The organism is Microbispora oryzae, from assembly GCF_017896165.1.
Classification (GTDB): domain Bacteria; phylum Actinomycetota; class Actinomycetes; order Streptosporangiales; family Streptosporangiaceae; genus Microbispora; species Microbispora oryzae.
In genome coordinates this window covers 123,791-140,578 of sequence record NZ_JAFCNB010000019.1, presented here as the reverse complement: position 1 = coordinate 140,578, position 16,788 = coordinate 123,791, and the positions used below count along the sequence as shown (strand labels likewise).

Sequence of the window (16,788 nt, the reverse complement as noted above, 5' to 3'; positions counted from 1 at the left end):
TGCCCTGGGCGACGGCGGTGGAGACGGCGGCGATCTGGCGGACCTGGGAGGTGAGGTTGTTGGCCATGAAGTTGACGTTGTCGGTGAGGTCCTTCCAGACCCCGGACACGCCGCGGACCTGCGCCTGGCCGCCCAGGCGGCCCTCGGTGCCGACCTCGCGGGCGACACGGGTGACCTCGGACGCGAAGGCGGAGAGCTGGTCCACCATCGTGTTCATGGTGCTCTTCAGTTCGAGGATCTCGCCCTGGGCGTCGACGTCGATCTTCCGGGTGAGGTCGCCGTTGGCCACCGCGGTGGTCACCTGGGCGATGTTCCGCACCTGGTAGGTCAGGTTGTTGGCCATGAAGTTGACGTTGTCGGTGAGGTCCTTCCAGACCCCCGACACACCCTTGACCTCGGCTCGTCCGCCGAGGCGGCCCTCGGTGCCGACCTCGCGGGCGACGCGGGTGACCTCGTCGGCGAAGGCGGAGAGCTGGTCCACCATCGTGTTGAGGGTGTCCTTGAGTTCGAGGATCTCGCCCTGGGCGTCGACGGTGATCTTCTTGGTGAGGTTGCCCTGGGCGACGGCGGTGGAGACGGCGGCGATCTGGCGGACCTGGGAGGTGAGGTTGTTGGCCATGAAGTTGACGTTGTCGGTGAGGTCCTTCCAGACCCCGGACACGCCGCGGACCTGCGCCTGCCCGCCCAGCTGCCCCTCGGTGCCGACCTCGCGGGCGACACGGGTGACCTCCTCCGCGAACGCGGAGAGCTGGTCGACCATGGTGTTGACGGTGTTCTTCAGCTCCAGCATCTCGCCGACCGCGTCGACCGTGACCTTACGGCTGAGGTCGCCCTTCGCCACGGAGGTGGTCACCTCGGCGATGTCGCGCACCTGCGCGGAGACGCGGTCGGACATGGTGTTGACGGCCTCGGTGAGGTCGCGCCAGCTGCCCGACATGCCGCGCAGGTTGGCCCGGCCGCCCAGCTTGCCCTCCGTGCCGAGGTCGCGCGTCACCCGGGTGACCTCGGAGCTGAACAGGGAGAGCTGGTCGACCATCCCGTTGATGGCCTTCCCGAGACGGCGGACCTCGCCCCTTGAGCCGCGGTCCACGTCGATCTTCCGGGACAGGTCGCCCTTGGCCACGGCGTCGATCACGTCGGCCGCTCCGCTGACCGGGGTGACCAGCGCGTCGATGAGGTCGTTCACCGAGCCCACGCTCTCGGCCCACGCGCCCACACCGGGGCCGGGGCTGAGCCGCTCGTCGAAACGTCCTTCCTTGGCGATCTCCCGGCGCACCCGCCCGAGCTCGTTGGCGAGGTGTTCGCGCCGGTCGGCCACCTCGTTCAGCAGTAACCTGATCTCACTGAGCACACCGGGCGGCGCGTGTGACACACGGCGGCGGAAGTCGCCCTCCCGCCAGGTGATGAGCGTCTCAAGGAAGGGAGCCAAGTCGGATTCGGTGTAGACCTGTTCCGTCCCGGCCAGCTCGACGTTGGCGGGCGACATTTAGCCTCTTGCCTCCTTTACCCCTCCGGGGTGACGCGACCCAAGGCAGGACGGCCCGTCCAGCCGTTGGACTCCATGTCAGTCTGTCACGTTCCGTGGAGTGCGGGGCCCCCTTGTTTGACCCTGTGTCAGTCTGAAGTGTGGTAAGCACAATGACGGTGACTAGTACCCCTCGGGCCGTACTCGCGGCGTCCTTCACGCCGGGCGGTACGGCCGTACCCGAAGCGAAGCGGTTCACGCGTGAGGTGATGACCGCGTGGGCCGCCGTGTCCGCGATCGACGCCGCCGAGCGGCTGGCGGGAGAGCTCGCCGAGCAGGTGTCCGGCGAGCCCTTCGAAGTGGTGTGGATCCACAACGGCGAGTCCGTCCAGGTAGAGGTCAGGGAGAAGATCGAGGGGGAGGGCACGACCGGCCCGGCCGACGCCGGCACCTGGGGGGTCACGCTCAGCGCGGACACGCGCACCCGATGGGCGCGGATCGACCTTCCCGGCGGCGAGCCCGTCCCCAGTGACGAGTGGCTCATCGAGGCGGCGAACGGCCCCGGCTGGCTCGGCTTCCTCGCCGACGCGAGCGATCTGCTGGCGGGCACGCTCGACTCCGCGATGGTTCCCGCGATCATCGCGCAGATCGTGGTGCCGCGGCTGGCGAGCTGGTGCGCCGTCTACACCACCGATCACCAGGACTCGGGGCTGCGGCCGGCCTATCTGTGGCACGCCGACGAGACGCAGATCGACGCGTTGCGCGAGCGGCTCGCCGACATCCAGATCCCGCCGGACGGCCCCGCCGTGCTGCACGTGGGCGAGTGGCAGTCTCTCGCGTTCCCCCTGACCGCGCGGGGGCGCCGGCTGGGCGTCATGTGCCTGGGCCGCCGCGACCGGTTCCCCGACGAGGCGCTGCAGATCGCCGAGGACCTCAGCAGGCGGGCGGCGCTCGCGCTGGACAACGCCCGGCTCTACGACCAGCAGGCGGCGGCCAACCGCGCGCTCCAGCGGAGCCTGCTGCCGCCCGACGAGCCGACGACGCCGGGTCTCGACTTCCACGTCATCTACGAGCCGGCCGGCGAGACCAACGAGGTCGGCGGCGACTTCTACGACCTCTTCCCCGTGGGCGAGGGGGTGTGGCGGTTCGCGATCGGCGACGTCTGCGGCACCGGCCCCGAGGCGGCGGCCGTCACCGGCCTGGCCCGCCACGCGCTGCGGCTGCTCGGCCGGGAGGGTTACGGTGTGGCCGCCGTCGTGGCCCGGCTCAACCAGGCAATCCTGGAGGAGGGCGAGCGCTCCCGCTTTCTGACGCTGCTGCACGGCGAGATCAGGGCCGTGGACGACGGTCTCGACATCAGCCTCGTCTCCGCCGGGCATCCGGAGCCGCTGCGGCTGCGGGCCAGCGGAGCGGTCGACGTGGTCGCCACGCCCCAGCCGCTTCTGGGAGTCTTCACCGAGGTCGACTTCCACGAGGATCGCGTCCGCCTGTCCACCGGCGACGTGCTGCTGGGCGTCACCGACGGGGTGACCGAGCGGCGGTGCGGCGGCCGGCTGCTCGACGACGACGGCGGGCTGGCCGAGCTGCTCGCCGAGTGCGCGGACCTGTCCGCGCGGGCGGTGGCCGAGCGGATCCGCCGGGCCGTGCAGGACTTCGCGCCGGAACCGAGCGCCGACGACCTGGCCATCCTGGTCCTGCGCGCGCCCTGACCCTCGGCGTGTGCAGGCCCCGGGCGGCCGCTCAGGCCCGGCCGGAGATCGCCCGTACGGCGAAGTCGATCGAGGCCGACATCACCTGGATGCGCTCCTCGACGACCCGCGTCCCGTGGCCGCGGTCGCACCGGTGGAGCGTCACGTCACGGCCCTGATCGGCCAGCGCCTGGACGTAGCCGTCCACCTGCCGCCCGGGGGAGCCGGAATTCTCGCCTCCCGCGATGATCATCACGGGTGCCTCCACCATGCCGGCGTAGCTGATCGGCGACGCCACGGCGTAACGTTCGGGCACCTCCGCGGGTGAGCCGCCCAGCAGCGCGCGGTGCAGGGCGCGCGGCGTCTCGGCCTCGTCCTCGTACGCCGCCGCGTGGTCGGCGATCGGCAGGGCGGCGATGCCGGCGGCCCAGGCCTTCGGCTGGCTGCCGAGGGCGAGCAGAGTGAGATAGCCGCCCCAGGAGGCGCCGGCCACCACCAGCCGGTCGGGGTCGGCGATGCCGCGCTCGACCAGGCTGTCGCGTACGGCCGCCACGTCGGCGAGCTCGACGTGGCCGACGTCGCCGATGATCGCGTCGCGCCAGGCCGAGCCGTAGCCGGACGACCCTCGGTGGTTGACCTGGATGACGGCGAAGCCGCTGTCCACCCAGGCGGCGACGTGGGGCTGGAACGAGTCGTCGTCCTGCTCGTCCGGCCCGGCGTGCAGCAGGAACAGGGCCGGGTACGGCGGGGCCACCCGCTCGGGCCGGGAGACCAGGACGTGGATGCGGCCGCCGGGGCCGTCCACGTCGAGGTCCTCGATCGGCACGGACGGGGGCGCGGCCCGGCCGGGGCTCATCACCACCTGGCCGTTGCTCGACCTGATCACGGGCGGGTGGGACGCGCTGGACCAGGAGTATTCGATCGTTCCGTCCGGGCGGGGGACGGCCGCGTGGATCACTCCGTGGGGGCTCTCGATGGGGGTGAGGTCGCCGCCCGCGAGGTCGTACCTGAGCAGATGGCTGCGGCCCCGATGACTGTGCATGATGAGCAGCGCCCGGCCGTCGCCGTACCAGTCCGCGCTGATCTCGCCGGGCACCGGCAGCCAGATCTCCCGCTGCTCCCCGGTGGTGGGGTCCCACACCAGCGGCTCGCGGCGGCCTCGGCGCTCGTGCAGGATCAGGAGCCGCCGGTCTCCCTGGACGGGGGCGAACCGGGCGCTGGTGATGCCCTTCCCCGGGCCGTCGTGGAGGTCGCCGACCGGTCTGCCGTCGGCGCGGAGGACTCGCAGGGCGGGGTGCACCGCGTCGCCGTGCTCGCCGTGGACGATCGCGACCAGCGACCCGTCGAGGGACATGTCCGTGACGGCCGTGTATTCGTCACTGCGGTAGAGGGTCACCGGCTCCGCGTCGGGGCGGGCGATCAGTACCTCGAAGCCGTCCCGGCACGACCGGCCCACGGCCGCGGTCCCGTCGGCGGCGAGGCCGAGCCCGCAGGGATGGCCGGGCGGGACGGCCACGGGCACGTCTGGGCCGCCCTGGAACGGCTGCCGCATCCAGGTGCCGTGTTCGTCGCCGTCCGTGTCGGCGAACCACCAGATCCACCGGCCTCTCGGGTCGACCGCGCCGCGCCGGGTGCCCCGGGGCCGGTCGGTCACCTGGCGGGTGTGGCCGCTGAACCTGTCCCAGGCGTAGATCTCCCAGGCGCCGGAGGCGTTGCCGCGGTAGACCGCGCGATGGGGTGCGAGGCGTGCCCAGGCAGGCAAGGTCACCCGAGGTGCGCGGAACCTGGCCTGCCAGCGTTCCTCGGCCTTCATTCGGCCTCCCGGTTTCCCTGCCGCGGGGGTCGCCGTCAAGTATGTCCCGCCGAGACACGGCATGACCGACAAATCGGGGATCTTCCGTAGAAATTCCCCGACAATCTTCAGCCGTCTCCGGCCCGCCAGGTGCTGATCTGGAACGACGCGGTCACCCGTACCGGATCGGGCAGATCGTGGACGGCGGCGGCGAGGCGCTCCGGGCTGGTGTGCCACGCGCTCGGCCCCATGGCGACGACCGCCTCGGCCTCCCGATGGCCGAGGGTCAGCCCGATCTCCTCGATCTCCTGCCGGGTCCGGACGAAGTGGTCGCCCAGGGTCTCGCCGAGGCGGCGGTCCTTGTCCTCGTCGACCTTCAGCAGGCCCAGCCGCTCGACCAGCGGGCGCAGGTGACCGGGGGCGGGGGTGACCACAACCAGCAGCCCGCCCGGCCGCAGCACCCGGGCGAACTCGGCGGCGTTGCGGGGCGCGAACACGTTGAGGAGCACGTCGGCGCGGCCGTCGCGGAGCGGCAGCGGCCGCCACACGTCGGCCACCACGGCCCCGATCCGGGGATGGGCCCTGGCCGCCCGCCTGAGCGCGTGCTTGGAGACGTCGAGCGCGACGCCCGCCGCGTCCGGTCCGAGCGCGCCCGCCAGGTAGTGGCCGGTGCCCGCGCCCGCGTCCACGACCAGTGCCGCTCCCGCGCACAGCTCCCGGAGCCGTACGACGAGGGGGTCGTAGTGACCGGCGTCCAGGAACTCGGCGCGGGCCGCCACCATCGCCGGGGTGTCGGCCGTCCCCGGGGCCGCCGAGCCGGTCAGCAGGTTGACGTAGCCCTGCCGCGCCACGTCGAAGCCGTGCCCGCGCTCGCACCGGACGGATCCGCCGTCGAGGCGGAGACCCGCGCGGCAGACCGGGCAGGCGAGGTGGTCGATGACGTCGGCGAGCACCGGTCCATCATCCCCGGTGAGCGCGCGAGGGACGCCGGGGGTCGCCGTGCCGGACGCCCGGAGACGCGGACGTACGGCTCCGCGCGCCCCCGTGGACGCGGAGCCGTACGGGACGAAGGGGTCAGCCGATCATGGCGGGGACCCGCTGCTCGGGCAGTTCCTCGGGCTCGTCGTCACCGTGGGAGAGCCGCGGCAGCCAGCCAAGCCAGCGCGGGAGGTACCAGTTCCAGTCGCCGAGCAGTTTCATGGTCGCGGGCAGCAGCACCGCCCGGACGACCGTGGCGTCGATCAGGATGGCGGCGGCCAGGCCGATGCCCATCTCCATGAACGTCAGCAGCGACAGCGTGGCGAAGGTGGCGAAGACGGCGACCATGATGAACGCGGCGCTCGTCACCACGGCCGCCGTGCTCGTGATGCCGAAGGCGACCGCGTCCTCGGTTTTCATGCCCTTGTCGTACGCCTCCCTGATCCGGCTGAGGATGAAGACGTGGTAGTCCATTGACAGGCCGAACAGGATCACGAACAGGAAGAGCGGCAGCCAGTTGGTGATGCTCCCGGTGGAGTGGAAGCCCAGCACGCTCTCGCCGTACCCCTTCTGGAAGATCAGCACGAGCACGCCGTACGCCGCCGCGACGGACAGGAGGTTCAGCACGATGGCCTTGACCGCGACCACCAGTGAGCGGAACGAGACCAGCAGGAGCACGAACGCGAGCAGCAGCACGAACCCGAAGACGAACGGCAGGCGGCGGCTGAGCTGGTCGTTGAAGTCCATGGAGCCGGCGGTCTCGCCGGTCACGTGGGCGCCGGGGAGTGTGGCGGGGATGACCTTCTCGCGCAGGGTCCTGACGGCGTGCTCGGAGACGGCGTCGGTGCCGGTGCCCTTGATGCCGATGCTGATCTGCGCCACGGTCTTGTCCGGGTTGACCGTGACCTGGAAGGGCTCGTTGGCCTCGCCGGTCGCCAGGGCCTGGCGCTTGAAGTCCTGGATGGACGCCTGGAACGCCGGCGTCGTCACGTCGGGAGCCTTGACCACGACGACCGCGGGCCCGTTGCCGCCGGGGAAGGCGGCGTCGATCCGCTTGAACGTCTCGGCGATGGCGTAGTCGCCCTGCAGGTCGTCGATGCCCTGGGTGCCGGTTTTGAGGCCGAGCCCGGGGATGGCGAGGCCCACCAGCAGACCGCCGGCGAGCAGCACGGAGATGAGCGGGTGGCGCAGCACCGGGCGCATGACGGCCGCCCAGACCCGGCTCTGGCCGCCGCGGACGCCGAGGATCCGGCGCCAGGTCACCCGGCCGCCGGTGACGAGCCGCGTCGTGCCGTGGATCACCCGGGCGTCGATCTTGTCGCCGATCAGCGAGAGAAGCGCGGGGAGCACGGTCAGGGAGCCGACGACGGCCGTCAGGACCACGAGGATGGTGCCTTCGGCGAAGCCCATGAACGTGCCGTTGCCGGTGAGGAACATGCCGGCCATCGCCACGATGACGGTGATGCCGGAGATCAGCACGGCCCGGCCGGAGGTCGCCGCGGCGATCTCGATGGCGCGCCGCTTGTCGCGGCCCTTCGCGCGCTCCTCGCGTTCTCTCATGATGTAGAACAGCGAATAGTCCACCCCGACGGCCAGGCCGATCAGCAGCATCACGTTGCTGGTCGCCGCGTCGACGTGGAGGAGCTGGCTGGTGAGGGCGAGCAGCCCGGTCGCCGAGAAGATCGCGGTCATGGCCAGGGCGACGGGCACGAGCGCGGCGAGCAGGGCGCCGAAGGCCGCCAGCAGGATGCCGAGCGTGATGGGCAGCGAGAGCTGCTCGGCCCGCACGAAGTCCTTGTCGATCGCCTCGCCGATGAGCTTGCTCGCGCTGGCCCCACCGGCCTCCTCCACCCGCAGGCCGGGATGGGCGCTCTGCACCTTCGCCACCGCGTCGAGCACCGGCTGGACACGGTCCTCCGCGGTGTCGCCCACGCCCTTCATGTCGAACTGGACCAGGGTCGTCCTCTGGTCCTTCGTGATCGGCGACGGCTCGGTGTCGTACGGCGTCCGTACGTGCTCGACCTGGCCCGTGGACTCCACGGCCTTCTTCACGTCCATGACGGTCTGGCGGAACTCGGCGTCGCGCACGGTGAGCGTAGTGCGGGCCTGCACGAGGACGACCTCACTGGCGACATCCTTGAAATTCGCCTTGTCGACGATTTCCGCGGCCATTCGTGAATCGCCGGTTTCGTTCTCGTAACTTTTCATCTCGGCGGTGCCGACGGCGTTGCCGGCGAATGTCGCGGCGGCCACGAAGGCCACCCAGATCAGCAGTGCCCACCATCGATGACGTGCGCTCCAGCCGCCGATGGAGGCGGCGATGTTCTTCCGGCGATCCATAACGTCTCCCTTTTACTTTGCCTTTAACGGTAGGGAGCGGTCGGCGCCGGGACATCGGACGAGCAGACCAATTCGGCGGTACTGCTCACGGTGTACGGACTCCTTCCGGAGGCGTAGGGGATATCCCTCGCCCTTCCCTAGGGGAAATCCCGGACTACGCTCGTGGCCATGGGTTCCTGCTCAGGGGCGGAGGTGCCGTGATCCCCGCCGACGCGTTCTACGCCGGGTTGCCGAAGGTGGTCGCGGCCGCGGCGGCGTTCATCACCGAGCTGTCCGGCCGGGTGCTGCTGGTGAAGCCGACCTACCGCGACCACTGGGGCTGGCCGGGCGGCCACGTCGACGAGGGGGAGGCTCCAGAGGAGGCCTGCCGCCGGGAGGTTCTGGAGGAGCTGGCGCTCCGCCCGGACGTCGGCCGGCTGCTCGTGGTCCAGTGGGTGCCGCCGCTCGACGACCGGCCCGTGCCGCTGGTCAACTTCCTGTTCGACTGCGGCACGGTCACCGACGGCTCCGGAGTGGCGCTGCAGGCCGAGGAGCTGGAGGGATTCGGGTTCTTCACGGCCGACGAGGCGGCGTCCCTCATGCCGCCGCACCTGGTCGTCCGGCTGGTCACGGCCCAGCAGGCCAGGGCGGCCCGGACGACGCGCTATCTCGGCCCACCGGCCTGATCCGCCGGACGGGTTCCGGCCATCCGCTGATTAGGCTGCCGTCCTCGTGGAATGTCGGGAACAGATTGCCGAGAAGGAACAGGACGGTGTCACGATGGACGAGTCCGAGCTGCGGGAGCAACTCGACGAGGTCAACGGCCAGATCGAGCGGATGCGCCGCGACGTGGCGCAGCTGCGCGAGGAGATCGGGCAGGGCTGGGACGGCCCGACCGACCAGGCCGAGCAGTCGAGCCTGCTGACCAACGTCGAGCAGCAGGAGGCGCTGATCGACGATCTGGAAACCAGGCGCCAGCAGATTCTGCAGCGTCTCGGCGCGGCCTGACGGGATGTCCCGGGGCTCGCCCGCGCTCTCCGCGCTCGCCGTGGGAGGGCGCCGGCGAACCCGGGCCAGGGCTCATGAGATGCCTGGGTACGCTGGTAGCGGGGTCGCGCGGGGGAAAACGGGGGCGCGGCGGGAGGACGGGGGCGGCGTGAGGCGTCATGACCGCACTGCTACCGAAAGGATCCGGGCGGGGGGCGAACGGCCTGCCCGCCGAGGTAACGGGATTCGTGGGGCGTCGCCACGAGCTGGCTGAGATCAAACGGTTGCTGACCACGGCGCACGTGATCACCCTCACGGGTGTGGGCGGGGTCGGCAAGTCCAGGCTCGCGCTGCGGGCCGCCGTCGACATGCGCCGGGCGTTCCCTGGCGGTGTGTGGCTGGCCGAGCTGGCCGACCTGGAGAACCCGGAGCTCGTCGTGGAGGCGGTGGCCAAGGTGGTCGGGATCCAGGACCATTCGGCCAGGCCCGGGGTGGAGACGCTGGTTGAGGGCCTCACGGGCCGCCAGGCGCTGATCGTGCTCGACAACTGCGAGCATCTCCTCACCGCCTGCGCCGTGCTTGCGGACCGGCTCGTCCACGCGCTGCCGCAGTTGCGGATCCTCACCACGACGCGGCAGCCGCTGGGCATCGCGGGCGAGCAGACGCTCGATGTGGCGCCGCTGCCCCTGCCGGGTGAGGGCGGCACCCCGGCCGCGGAGCAGCCGTCCGAGGGGGACGCCGTCCGGCTGTTCGAGGAACGGGCCGCGGCCGTGCTGCCGGACTTCGCGGTGACGGAGGCCAACCGCGACGCGGTGGCCGAGATCTGCCGCAAGCTGGACGGGCTGCCGCTGGCCATCGAGCTTGCGGCCGTACGGCTGCGCGCGCTGTCGGTCGACCAGGTGCTCGAACGGCTCGACGACCGGTTCCGCCTGCTGACGGCCGGCTCGCGGGCGGGGCCGCACCGGCAACGGACGCTCCGGGCGCTGATCGACTGGAGCTACGAGCTGTGCGACGAGCAGGAGCGGCTGCTCTGGCAGCGGACCTCGGTGTTCCTCGGCGGCCTCGACCTGGGGGCCGCTGAGGAGGTGTGCTCCGGGGACGGCATCTCCCGTACGGACGTGGTCGACCTGGTCAGCGGCCTGGTGGAGAAGTCCGTGCTGATCCGCGAGGAGCAGGGCGGAAGCGTGCGCTACCGGCTGCTCGACACGATCCGGCAGTACGGGAGGGAACGGCTGGCCGCGTCGGGGCAGGAGACCGGCCTGCGGCGGCGGCACCGCGACCACTACCGGAGCCTGGCCGAGCGGGCCCGGTGTGAGCGCTTCGGCCCCGGCTACCTGGCGTGGATCAGCCGCCTCGACCGGGAGCACGCCAATCTCCGCACCGCGCTCGAGTGGTGCCTCGACGAGCCGGGCGAGGCCCTGGCCGGCCTGGAGATGGCCTCCGACCTCCTCTATCACTGGATCACCAGCAGCCGGATCGGGGAGGGGCGTCACTGGCTGGACCAGTTGCTCGCCACCGGCCCGGAGCCCACGCCGCAGCGCGCGCGGGCCCTGTGGACGGGGGCCTGGCTGGCCGTCATCCAGAACGATCTGGCCCCTGCCGCCGCGATGCTGGAGGAGGGCCGGCGGATCGCCGAGCGGTTCGGCCTGCGGGGCGACCTGGCCTACATCGCGCACTTCTCCGGCCAGCTCGCCCTGGCGGAGGACGACTCCGAGACCGCGGTCAAGTTCAGCGCGGAGGCCGTCGAGGCACAGCGCGCCCTGGGCGATCCGGAGGGCCTGGTGACCGCACTGATCTGGCTCTCCCTCGCCTACTCCGCGCGCGGGGAGGCGAAGCGGGCGGTGTCCTACGCCGAGGAGGCGGTGGCCGTCTGCGAGGCGTACCAGGAGGGCTGGCACCGGGCGTACGCGCTGATGGCGCTCGGCGTCGAGCTGAGGCGGCAGGGCGCGCTGCGCCGGGCGGCGGATCTGGAGAAGGACGGCCTGCGGATCAACCGCGCGGTCCGGGACGTGTTCGGCAGCGGGATGAACATGGAGGTGCTGGCCTGGATCGCGGCCGACGAGGGACGGTTCCAGCGGTCGGCTCGGCTGCTGGGGTTCCTGGAGCGGATCTGGCAGGCACTCGGTACGGCGATGTCCAGCTTCCTGCACCTGGCCAAATATCACGACGAGTGCCGCGCCCGCACCGTGGAGGCGCTCGGGGAGCCCGCGTTCCGGGCCGAGGCCAGGAACGGCGCCGGCCTCACCTTCGACGAGGCGATCGTCTACGCGCTGCAGGAGGAGAGGCCGAAGGCCGAGCGGGAGCCGGCCGGAGGCCCGACGGCGCCGCTCACCCGGCGCGAGACGGAGATCGCCGAGCTGGTGGCCCAGGGGCTGAGCAACCGCGACATCGCGAGCTCTCTGGTGATCTCCCAGCGGACGGCGGAGGGCCACATCGAGCACATCCTGAACAAGCTCGGCTTCAACTCCCGGACCCAGATCGCGGCCTGGCTGAGCGAGAGGAGGCGCGGCGAGGATCGGTGACCGGCGGGGAACCGGGGCCGGGCACCGATCCTCGCCGCGGTCGGGACGCGGCATCGGACGTGTCGCCGTGGTGGTCGCGTGGGGTGCGGCGCGAGCGGGTGGGTCAGGCGCAGGAGCGGGGCTCCCACCGGCCGGGCAGCTCGAACCACACGACCTTGCCGCCGGGCACCGGGGAGCCACCCCAGCAGCAGGCCAGCTGGTCGAGCAACTGGAGTCCGCGGCCGTTCTCGTCGTCGTCGGAGGCGTCGGCCTTCTGGGGCAGGGCGGTGTCGGCGTCCGCGACCTCGCAGCGCAGCAGATCGTCGACGGCCGAGAGGGTGAGCTGCACCGGCCCGCGACCGTGCCGTACGGCGTTGGTGACCAGCTCGCTCACCAGTAGTTCGGCGACGTCACACCGGTCCTCCATGCCCCACGCCGCCAGGCGGGCCCGGGTGAGCCGGCGGGCGCGCGCGGGCGCTCTGCTGCCGGTGGGCAGCCGCCACGACACCATCCGCATGTGTGGTTCCTCGACCAGATCGACGGCGCGGTCGCCGAGCTTCCGCCGCAGGTTTCTCCATCTGTCCAGGACGGCCGCGGCCCGCTCTCCGATCTCGTCGGAGCCCGGCACCGCCGTGAACCGCCCGGCCGGCCCGGCCGCGAACATCAGGAATGTCGCGCTGCTCATGCGGCCCGTCCCAACGCTTCCTGGTGAGGGTAGTGGTGCTGCGCGGGGATGCTCCGGCCGTCCGGGAGGAGCTCGCCGGAGTCGTCGAACAGGACGACGCCGTTGCAGAGGAGTCCCCAGCCCTGCTCGGGGTGGAAGGCGACCAGGCAGGCCGCCTCCCGGTCGGGAGCGTTCGCCGGAGGGCACTGAGGCTGGTGCTGGCACATGATTGGTTCCCCTTGGTTCTGGCTCAGGTCCCTTGGGGCCTTCTTGACGACGTTTTCAGCATGCGGTCCCAGAGCCCCGGAGGAGGACGGGGAAAATCCCCGTATCAGTACCCATTCCGCCCTACGTAGGTAGTGGGGGGACAAGCTGGGCGGGGTAGAGGTAGATCCTTCGGGGTGCTTGGTCGTGGAATGGCCAACAATGCGGACCGATTGGCCACTTGGCATGAAACAGACCATCTGCCGGGTTGTCATGCTCCCCGACATCTGTGGGGCCGGTGTCCGGGTGGTCACTAGAGTGGCCCCCATGAGCCCCAGGATCGCCACCGCCGAGACCGTGTCACGCGAGCAGCTGCTCGACTTCGTCCGCGAGCGCCACCACGCCGTCCTCATCACCACCCGGCGGGACGGCGGTCCGCAGGCCTCGCCGGTGACCTGTGGACTCGACGCCGAGGGCCGGATCGTGGTGTCCACCTATCCCGAGCGGGCGAAGACCCGCAACGCCCGCAGGGACGAGCGGGTGAGCGTGCTCGTGCTCTCCGACGACTTCGACGGCCCGTGGGTGCAGGTGGACGGGACGGCGGAGGTCCTCGACCTGCCCGAGGCCCTGGAGCCGCTGGTGGATTACTACCGGTCGATCTCGGGCGAGCATCCGGACTGGGACGAATACCGGGCCGCCATGCTCCGCCAGGGCAAGTCCCTGGTCCGCGTCACGCCGGTCCGGTGGAGCCCGATCGCCACCGGAGGCTTCCCGCCGCGCCTGGCCTGACCGTATCCGCCCTTCCGGCCGCCGATAATTCGGTTTCGCCCCGGCGGGGTGGCGGCTAGCGTGGGCCACCTCCTGGAAGGGCGGGCGATGACGACAGTGGATCCCTGGGGTGTCCCGGCCGAGCGGGTCCCCGTACGCCGTCTCGGCCCGGAGGACGTTCCGGCCTGTCTCGCCCTGGCCGACGACCGCGGGTGGAGCAGGGAGGAGCGCAAGTGGCTGCTCCTGCTTGAGATAGGCGAGGGCTACGGCGTCGACGACCCCTCCGGAGGTCTCGCGGGCACCGTCGTCCTCACCAGGTACGGGACCACCGCGGCCGCGATCGGCATGATGCTGGTGGCATCCCGGTTCGGCGGCCGGGGGCTGGGCCGCAGGCTGATGGGCCACGCGCTGACGCGGGCCGGCGACGCCGCCGTCTTCCTGTGGGCCACCAAGTTCGGCCGCCCGCTGTACGAGAAGCTCGGTTTCGAGGCCGCCGGGACCTACGAGGCCAGGGTGGGCCGGTTCAGTGCCGGGCCCCGAGTAGGGGCGTCGCGTCCGGCCGACCGCGAGCGTGACCTGGCCGCCCTGCTCACCCTCGACGCCGAGGTGTTCGGCGCGGACCGGTCGGGCGTGGTGGCCCGCCTGTTCGCCTTCGCCGAGCGGGTGCGGGTGATCGAGGACGGCGGACGGATCAGGGGATACGCCGCGGCCTGGCGGAACGGCGAGACCGTGGTCGTCGGGCCGGTGGTGGCGGACGACGACGCCGTGGCGAAGGCGCTGATCGAGGATCTCGCCCGCGAGGAGGACGGCCCGATCCGCCTCGATCTCGATCAGGAACGCCGTCCCGAGCTGATCTCCTGGCTGGCGGACCGGGGCGTCCCGCAGGCGCACACGACCGAGTTCATGGTGTACGGCGGGCCGCTCCACGCCGACAGATCCCGGCTGGTCGCGCCGTTCACGGTGGCCATGGGCTGATCTCCGGCTGACTCGCCTGGTCCGCCGGTCAGGCGAGGCGGCCGGCAGGGTCGCGGTCCAGCCCAGGTCGCGCCGCTCCCGATACTGGTGGAGAAGTAACGTTCTCCGAAATCGAGGAGGCGGCCCCATGACTGTCCGCCCGCCGTTGCCCCCGTTCACCGAGGAGACCGCGCGGCAGAAGGTGCAGGCGGCCGAGGACGCCTGGAACAGCAGGGATCCCGAGCGGGTCGCCCTGGGCTACACCGAAGACTCGGTGTGGCGCAACCGGGACCGGTTCGTGGCCGGGAGGCAGGAGATCATCGAGTTCCTGCGGGCGAAGTGGGAGAAGGAGTCCGACTACGCGCTCCGCAAGGACCTGTGGGCGTTCGACGGAAACCAGATCGCGGTGCGGTTCCAGTACGAGTGGCGCGACGCCGACGGCCGCTCGTGGCGCAGTTACGGCAACGAGCTGTGGGAGTTCACCGACGAGGGCCTGATGAGCCGGCGTGAGGCGAGCATCAACGACGTGCCGATCGACGAGGCCGACCGTCGCATCCGCGGGCCGCGCCCGCCGGAGGAGCACGGGGTGGAGATCCCGCTGCGCTGAGGCGCGGGCCGTTACCCGTGTTGCCCTAGTCGCATGCCGCCGGGAGGCGGAGGACGAAGCGGGCTCCGCCCGCGGGCGAGTCGGCCACGCACAACGTCCCTCCGTACACCTGGGCGATCTCACTGGCGATCGCCAGCCCGAGGCCGGTGCCCCCGTGCGTGCGGCTGCGGGCGGTGTCGAGCCGGGTGAACCGGTTGAAGACCAGGTCGCGGTGGTCGGGTGGGATGCCGTCTCCGTCGTCGGTGACGACCAGTTCCGCGAGGTGGCCCAGGAGTCTGACGTCGATCCACACGCCGGTCCGGGCGTGCCGCCGGGCGTTGTCGAGCAGGTTGCCGAGCACCCGGTGCAGGTGGGCGGGCAGGGCGCGGACCCGCACTCCGGGCTCCAGGTTCAGATAGGTACGTCGGCAGGCGGAGGCGCCGCGCGTGACCTCCGCGCGCACCAGCTCCGCCAGATCGATCAGGAGGAGTTCCTCGGAGGTGGCCGCCCCGAGGCGGGCGAGCAGCAGCAGGTCAGTCGATATGGACTGCAGGCGGTCCACATCGGAGAGAGCGCTCTTGAGGACGGCTGGTACGTCCGACTCCGCGGGGTGGAGCTGAGCCTCCTCCAACTGGGCGCGCAGGCCGGCGAGCGGGGTCCTCAGCTCGTGCGAGGCGTCCGAGGCGAACCGGCGCTGGCGGTCGAGCATCCGTTCCAGGCTGCCGCGAGACACGGCGAGCCGGTCGAGGGTGGCGTTGACCGTACGGGCCAGCCGGGCGATCTCGTCGTCACCGGGCGGCTCAGAGACCCGGCTGCTCAGGTCACCGATGTTGATCTCCCCGAGCTCCCTGCTGATCGACTCGACCGGCCGCAGCGTGCGGCCGGTGACCTGCCACGTCGTCCACGCCGTGAGGGCGATCAGGATGGCCACCTGGACGGCGAAGAACGTGTCGAAGAAGCCGGTGGAGACGAGCCCGGGAGCCCGCCCGGCGGCGTACACGACCGGTGAGCCGCGGCTCGGGCCCGCCAGCACCGCGGACAGCCGTAGGCACCCCGTCGGATCCGGATGGCACGCCTGGACGTCCAGCTGAGGTCGCTCGGGAGTCGGGCGAAGAGTGCTCAGCACGGGCAGCGTGCGCGCGGACGGCGACGCCGCGAGCACATGGCCGTCGATCGCGACCACCTGGACGAGGGCGATGCCGGGCACCTTCGGGATGATCGGGTTGATGCTCAGGCCCGTGCGTACGTCGGCGGCCGTCAGGGCGGCCTGCTTGCGGGCGTGCCGCCATTCCATGCCGGTCAATCTCGCCCGTGAGATCGTGGCCGCCGCGATCCCGCTCGGGACGAGGAGGAACACCGCCAGGAGCGTGACCAGGGCGGTTATCCGGCCTCGGATCGACTTCGGACCAAGGCGTCTCCGGACCGGTGGAGCGGGCCCGCCCGGGGTGTGGTCACGCATGTCGGGCCGGCTGTGCGGTGTGGCGCGGACGGTTCGGGAGTCGCGGGCGGTTCAGCGACACGGGCAGGGCACCGGCTCTGGAGTCGTCAGGTCGGTGTCGTCCCGCAGGAGGCGGCCGGCCTTGTCCTGCTCGTCCTGCAGGGCGGCCGGGGCGGTCACGCTCCCCTCTCGCGCGGCGCGCCGGTCGCGGGCGTCGCTTGGGAGCAGGGCAACGGCCAGGATCGCCACCCACAGCAGGACGCCGCCGAGCGTGGGCAGGAGCAGTTCGGCGGTGCCCAGGTCGAGGTCGTTTGTAATCATGAGCGCCTCATCTTCTCTCCGGGCGGCGGTCCGAACGGCCGGGCGGACGGCTTCCACCGGTGGCGTACGACAATGGTGGACCGAGAGGCCGCCGGAGCGTGAGGCTGCGGCCTTCCTAGGTGT

General features: G+C 71.6%; 15 protein-coding genes. 7 read left to right on the top strand and 8 right to left on the bottom strand.

The features are described 5' to 3' along the window. Window positions 1–1,486 (bottom strand): HAMP domain-containing protein (locus JOL79_RS27095; protein WP_210158718.1); only part of this gene is annotated, 1,486 nt, incomplete at its 3' end. Between the two features lie 158 nt (window positions 1,487–1,644). On the opposite strand from JOL79_RS27095, the gene JOL79_RS27090 reads away from it, so the two are divergent. After that, complete coding sequence (locus tag JOL79_RS27090) at window positions 1,645–3,174, top strand: PP2C family protein-serine/threonine phosphatase (RefSeq protein ID WP_307848753.1); 1,530 nt, start codon at window positions 1,645–1,647, stop codon at window positions 3,172–3,174. A 31-nt stretch (window positions 3,175–3,205) separates the two neighbouring features. On the opposite strand, the gene JOL79_RS27085 is transcribed toward JOL79_RS27090, so the two are convergent. The 3 genes from JOL79_RS27085 to JOL79_RS27075 form a co-directional block, all read right to left on the bottom strand. Further along, the gene (locus JOL79_RS27085; protein ID WP_210158716.1) at window positions 3,206–4,966 is read right to left on the bottom strand and encodes a S9 family peptidase; all 1,761 of its coding nucleotides are present in this window, start codon (window positions 4,964–4,966) and stop codon (window positions 3,206–3,208) included. A 107-nt stretch (window positions 4,967–5,073) separates the two neighbouring features. Then, window positions 5,074–5,898 (bottom strand): putative RNA methyltransferase, encoded by an 825-nt coding sequence (locus tag JOL79_RS27080; RefSeq protein WP_210158715.1) that lies wholly within the window; start codon window positions 5,896–5,898, stop codon window positions 5,074–5,076. A gap of 121 nt (window positions 5,899–6,019) precedes the next feature. Continuing rightward, the gene (locus JOL79_RS27075) at window positions 6,020–8,263 is read right to left on the bottom strand and encodes an MMPL family transporter (RefSeq protein WP_210158714.1); all 2,244 of its coding nucleotides are present in this window, start codon (window positions 8,261–8,263) and stop codon (window positions 6,020–6,022) included. A 197-nt stretch (window positions 8,264–8,460) separates the two neighbouring features. Here JOL79_RS27075 and JOL79_RS27070 point away from each other — a divergent pair, with 197 nt between their 5' ends. From JOL79_RS27070 to JOL79_RS27060, 3 genes are all read left to right on the top strand, one after another. Continuing rightward, complete coding sequence (locus JOL79_RS27070; RefSeq protein ID WP_210158713.1) at window positions 8,461–8,928, top strand: NUDIX domain-containing protein; 468 nt, start codon at window positions 8,461–8,463, stop codon at window positions 8,926–8,928. Between the two features lie 94 nt (window positions 8,929–9,022). Continuing rightward, entirely contained in the window at window positions 9,023–9,250 is a 228-nt protein-coding gene (locus JOL79_RS27065; protein WP_210158712.1) for a hypothetical protein, read from the top strand. A 158-nt stretch (window positions 9,251–9,408) separates the two neighbouring features. After that, a complete protein-coding gene (locus JOL79_RS27060) occupies window positions 9,409–11,751 on the top strand; it encodes an ATP-binding protein (RefSeq protein WP_210158711.1) in 2,343 nt (780 codons plus the stop codon). 103 nt (window positions 11,752–11,854) lie between these two features. Here JOL79_RS27060 and JOL79_RS27055 read toward each other — a convergent pair whose 3' ends face one another. Continuing rightward, window positions 11,855–12,415, bottom strand: coding sequence for an ATP-binding protein (locus tag JOL79_RS27055; protein WP_210158710.1), 561 nt, complete (start codon window positions 12,413–12,415; stop codon window positions 11,855–11,857). Further along, entirely contained in the window at window positions 12,412–12,621 is a 210-nt protein-coding gene (locus tag JOL79_RS27050) for a DUF5999 family protein (protein WP_210158709.1), read from the bottom strand. The genes JOL79_RS27055 and JOL79_RS27050 overlap by 4 nt, the downstream gene beginning before the upstream one ends. A gap of 304 nt (window positions 12,622–12,925) precedes the next feature. On the opposite strand from JOL79_RS27050, the gene JOL79_RS27045 reads away from it, so the two are divergent. The 3 genes from JOL79_RS27045 (at window position 12,926) to JOL79_RS27035 (ending at window position 14,927) form a co-directional block, all read left to right on the top strand. Continuing rightward, a complete protein-coding gene (locus tag JOL79_RS27045) occupies window positions 12,926–13,387 on the top strand; it encodes a PPOX class F420-dependent oxidoreductase (RefSeq protein WP_210158708.1) in 462 nt (153 codons plus the stop codon). Window positions 13,388–13,474: 87 nt separating this feature from the next. After that, window positions 13,475–14,341, top strand: coding sequence for a GNAT family N-acetyltransferase (locus JOL79_RS27040; protein WP_210158707.1), 867 nt, complete (start codon window positions 13,475–13,477; stop codon window positions 14,339–14,341). Between the two features lie 127 nt (window positions 14,342–14,468). Then, window positions 14,469–14,927 (top strand): nuclear transport factor 2 family protein, encoded by a 459-nt coding sequence (locus tag JOL79_RS27035; RefSeq protein WP_210158706.1) that lies wholly within the window; start codon window positions 14,469–14,471, stop codon window positions 14,925–14,927. 25 nt (window positions 14,928–14,952) lie between these two features. Here JOL79_RS27035 and JOL79_RS27030 read toward each other — a convergent pair whose 3' ends face one another. Both JOL79_RS27030 and JOL79_RS27025 read right to left on the bottom strand, forming a co-directional pair. Beyond that, on the bottom strand, window positions 14,953–16,263 hold the full coding sequence (locus JOL79_RS27030; RefSeq protein WP_210158705.1) for a sensor histidine kinase: 1,311 nt from the start codon (window positions 16,261–16,263) through the stop codon (window positions 14,953–14,955). A gap of 153 nt (window positions 16,264–16,416) precedes the next feature. Beyond that, complete coding sequence (locus JOL79_RS27025; RefSeq protein WP_210158704.1) at window positions 16,417–16,665, bottom strand: hypothetical protein; 249 nt, start codon at window positions 16,663–16,665, stop codon at window positions 16,417–16,419. Between the last annotated feature and the right edge of the window lie 123 nt (window positions 16,666–16,788).

Coding starts and splice junctions, on each gene's coding strand:
- JOL79_RS27055 (WP_210158710.1), bottom strand. CDS start 12,415: ATGAGCAGCGCGACATTCCTGATGTTCGCGGCCGGGCCGGCCGGGCGG.
- JOL79_RS27050 (WP_210158709.1), bottom strand. CDS start 12,621: ATGTGCCAGCACCAGCCTCAGTGCCCTCCGGCGAACGCTCCCGACCGG.
- JOL79_RS27065 (WP_210158712.1), top strand. CDS start 9,023: ATGGACGAGTCCGAGCTGCGGGAGCAACTCGACGAGGTCAACGGCCAG.
- JOL79_RS27045 (WP_210158708.1), top strand. CDS start 12,926: ATGAGCCCCAGGATCGCCACCGCCGAGACCGTGTCACGCGAGCAGCTG.
- JOL79_RS27035 (WP_210158706.1), top strand. CDS start 14,469: ATGACTGTCCGCCCGCCGTTGCCCCCGTTCACCGAGGAGACCGCGCGG.
- JOL79_RS27040 (WP_210158707.1), top strand. CDS start 13,475: ATGACGACAGTGGATCCCTGGGGTGTCCCGGCCGAGCGGGTCCCCGTA.
- JOL79_RS27025 (WP_210158704.1), bottom strand. CDS start 16,665: ATGATTACAAACGACCTCGACCTGGGCACCGCCGAACTGCTCCTGCCC.
- JOL79_RS27060 (WP_210158711.1), top strand. CDS start 9,409: ATGACCGCACTGCTACCGAAAGGATCCGGGCGGGGGGCGAACGGCCTG.
- JOL79_RS27085 (WP_210158716.1), bottom strand. CDS start 4,966: ATGAAGGCCGAGGAACGCTGGCAGGCCAGGTTCCGCGCACCTCGGGTG.
- JOL79_RS27075 (WP_210158714.1), bottom strand. CDS start 8,263: ATGGATCGCCGGAAGAACATCGCCGCCTCCATCGGCGGCTGGAGCGCA.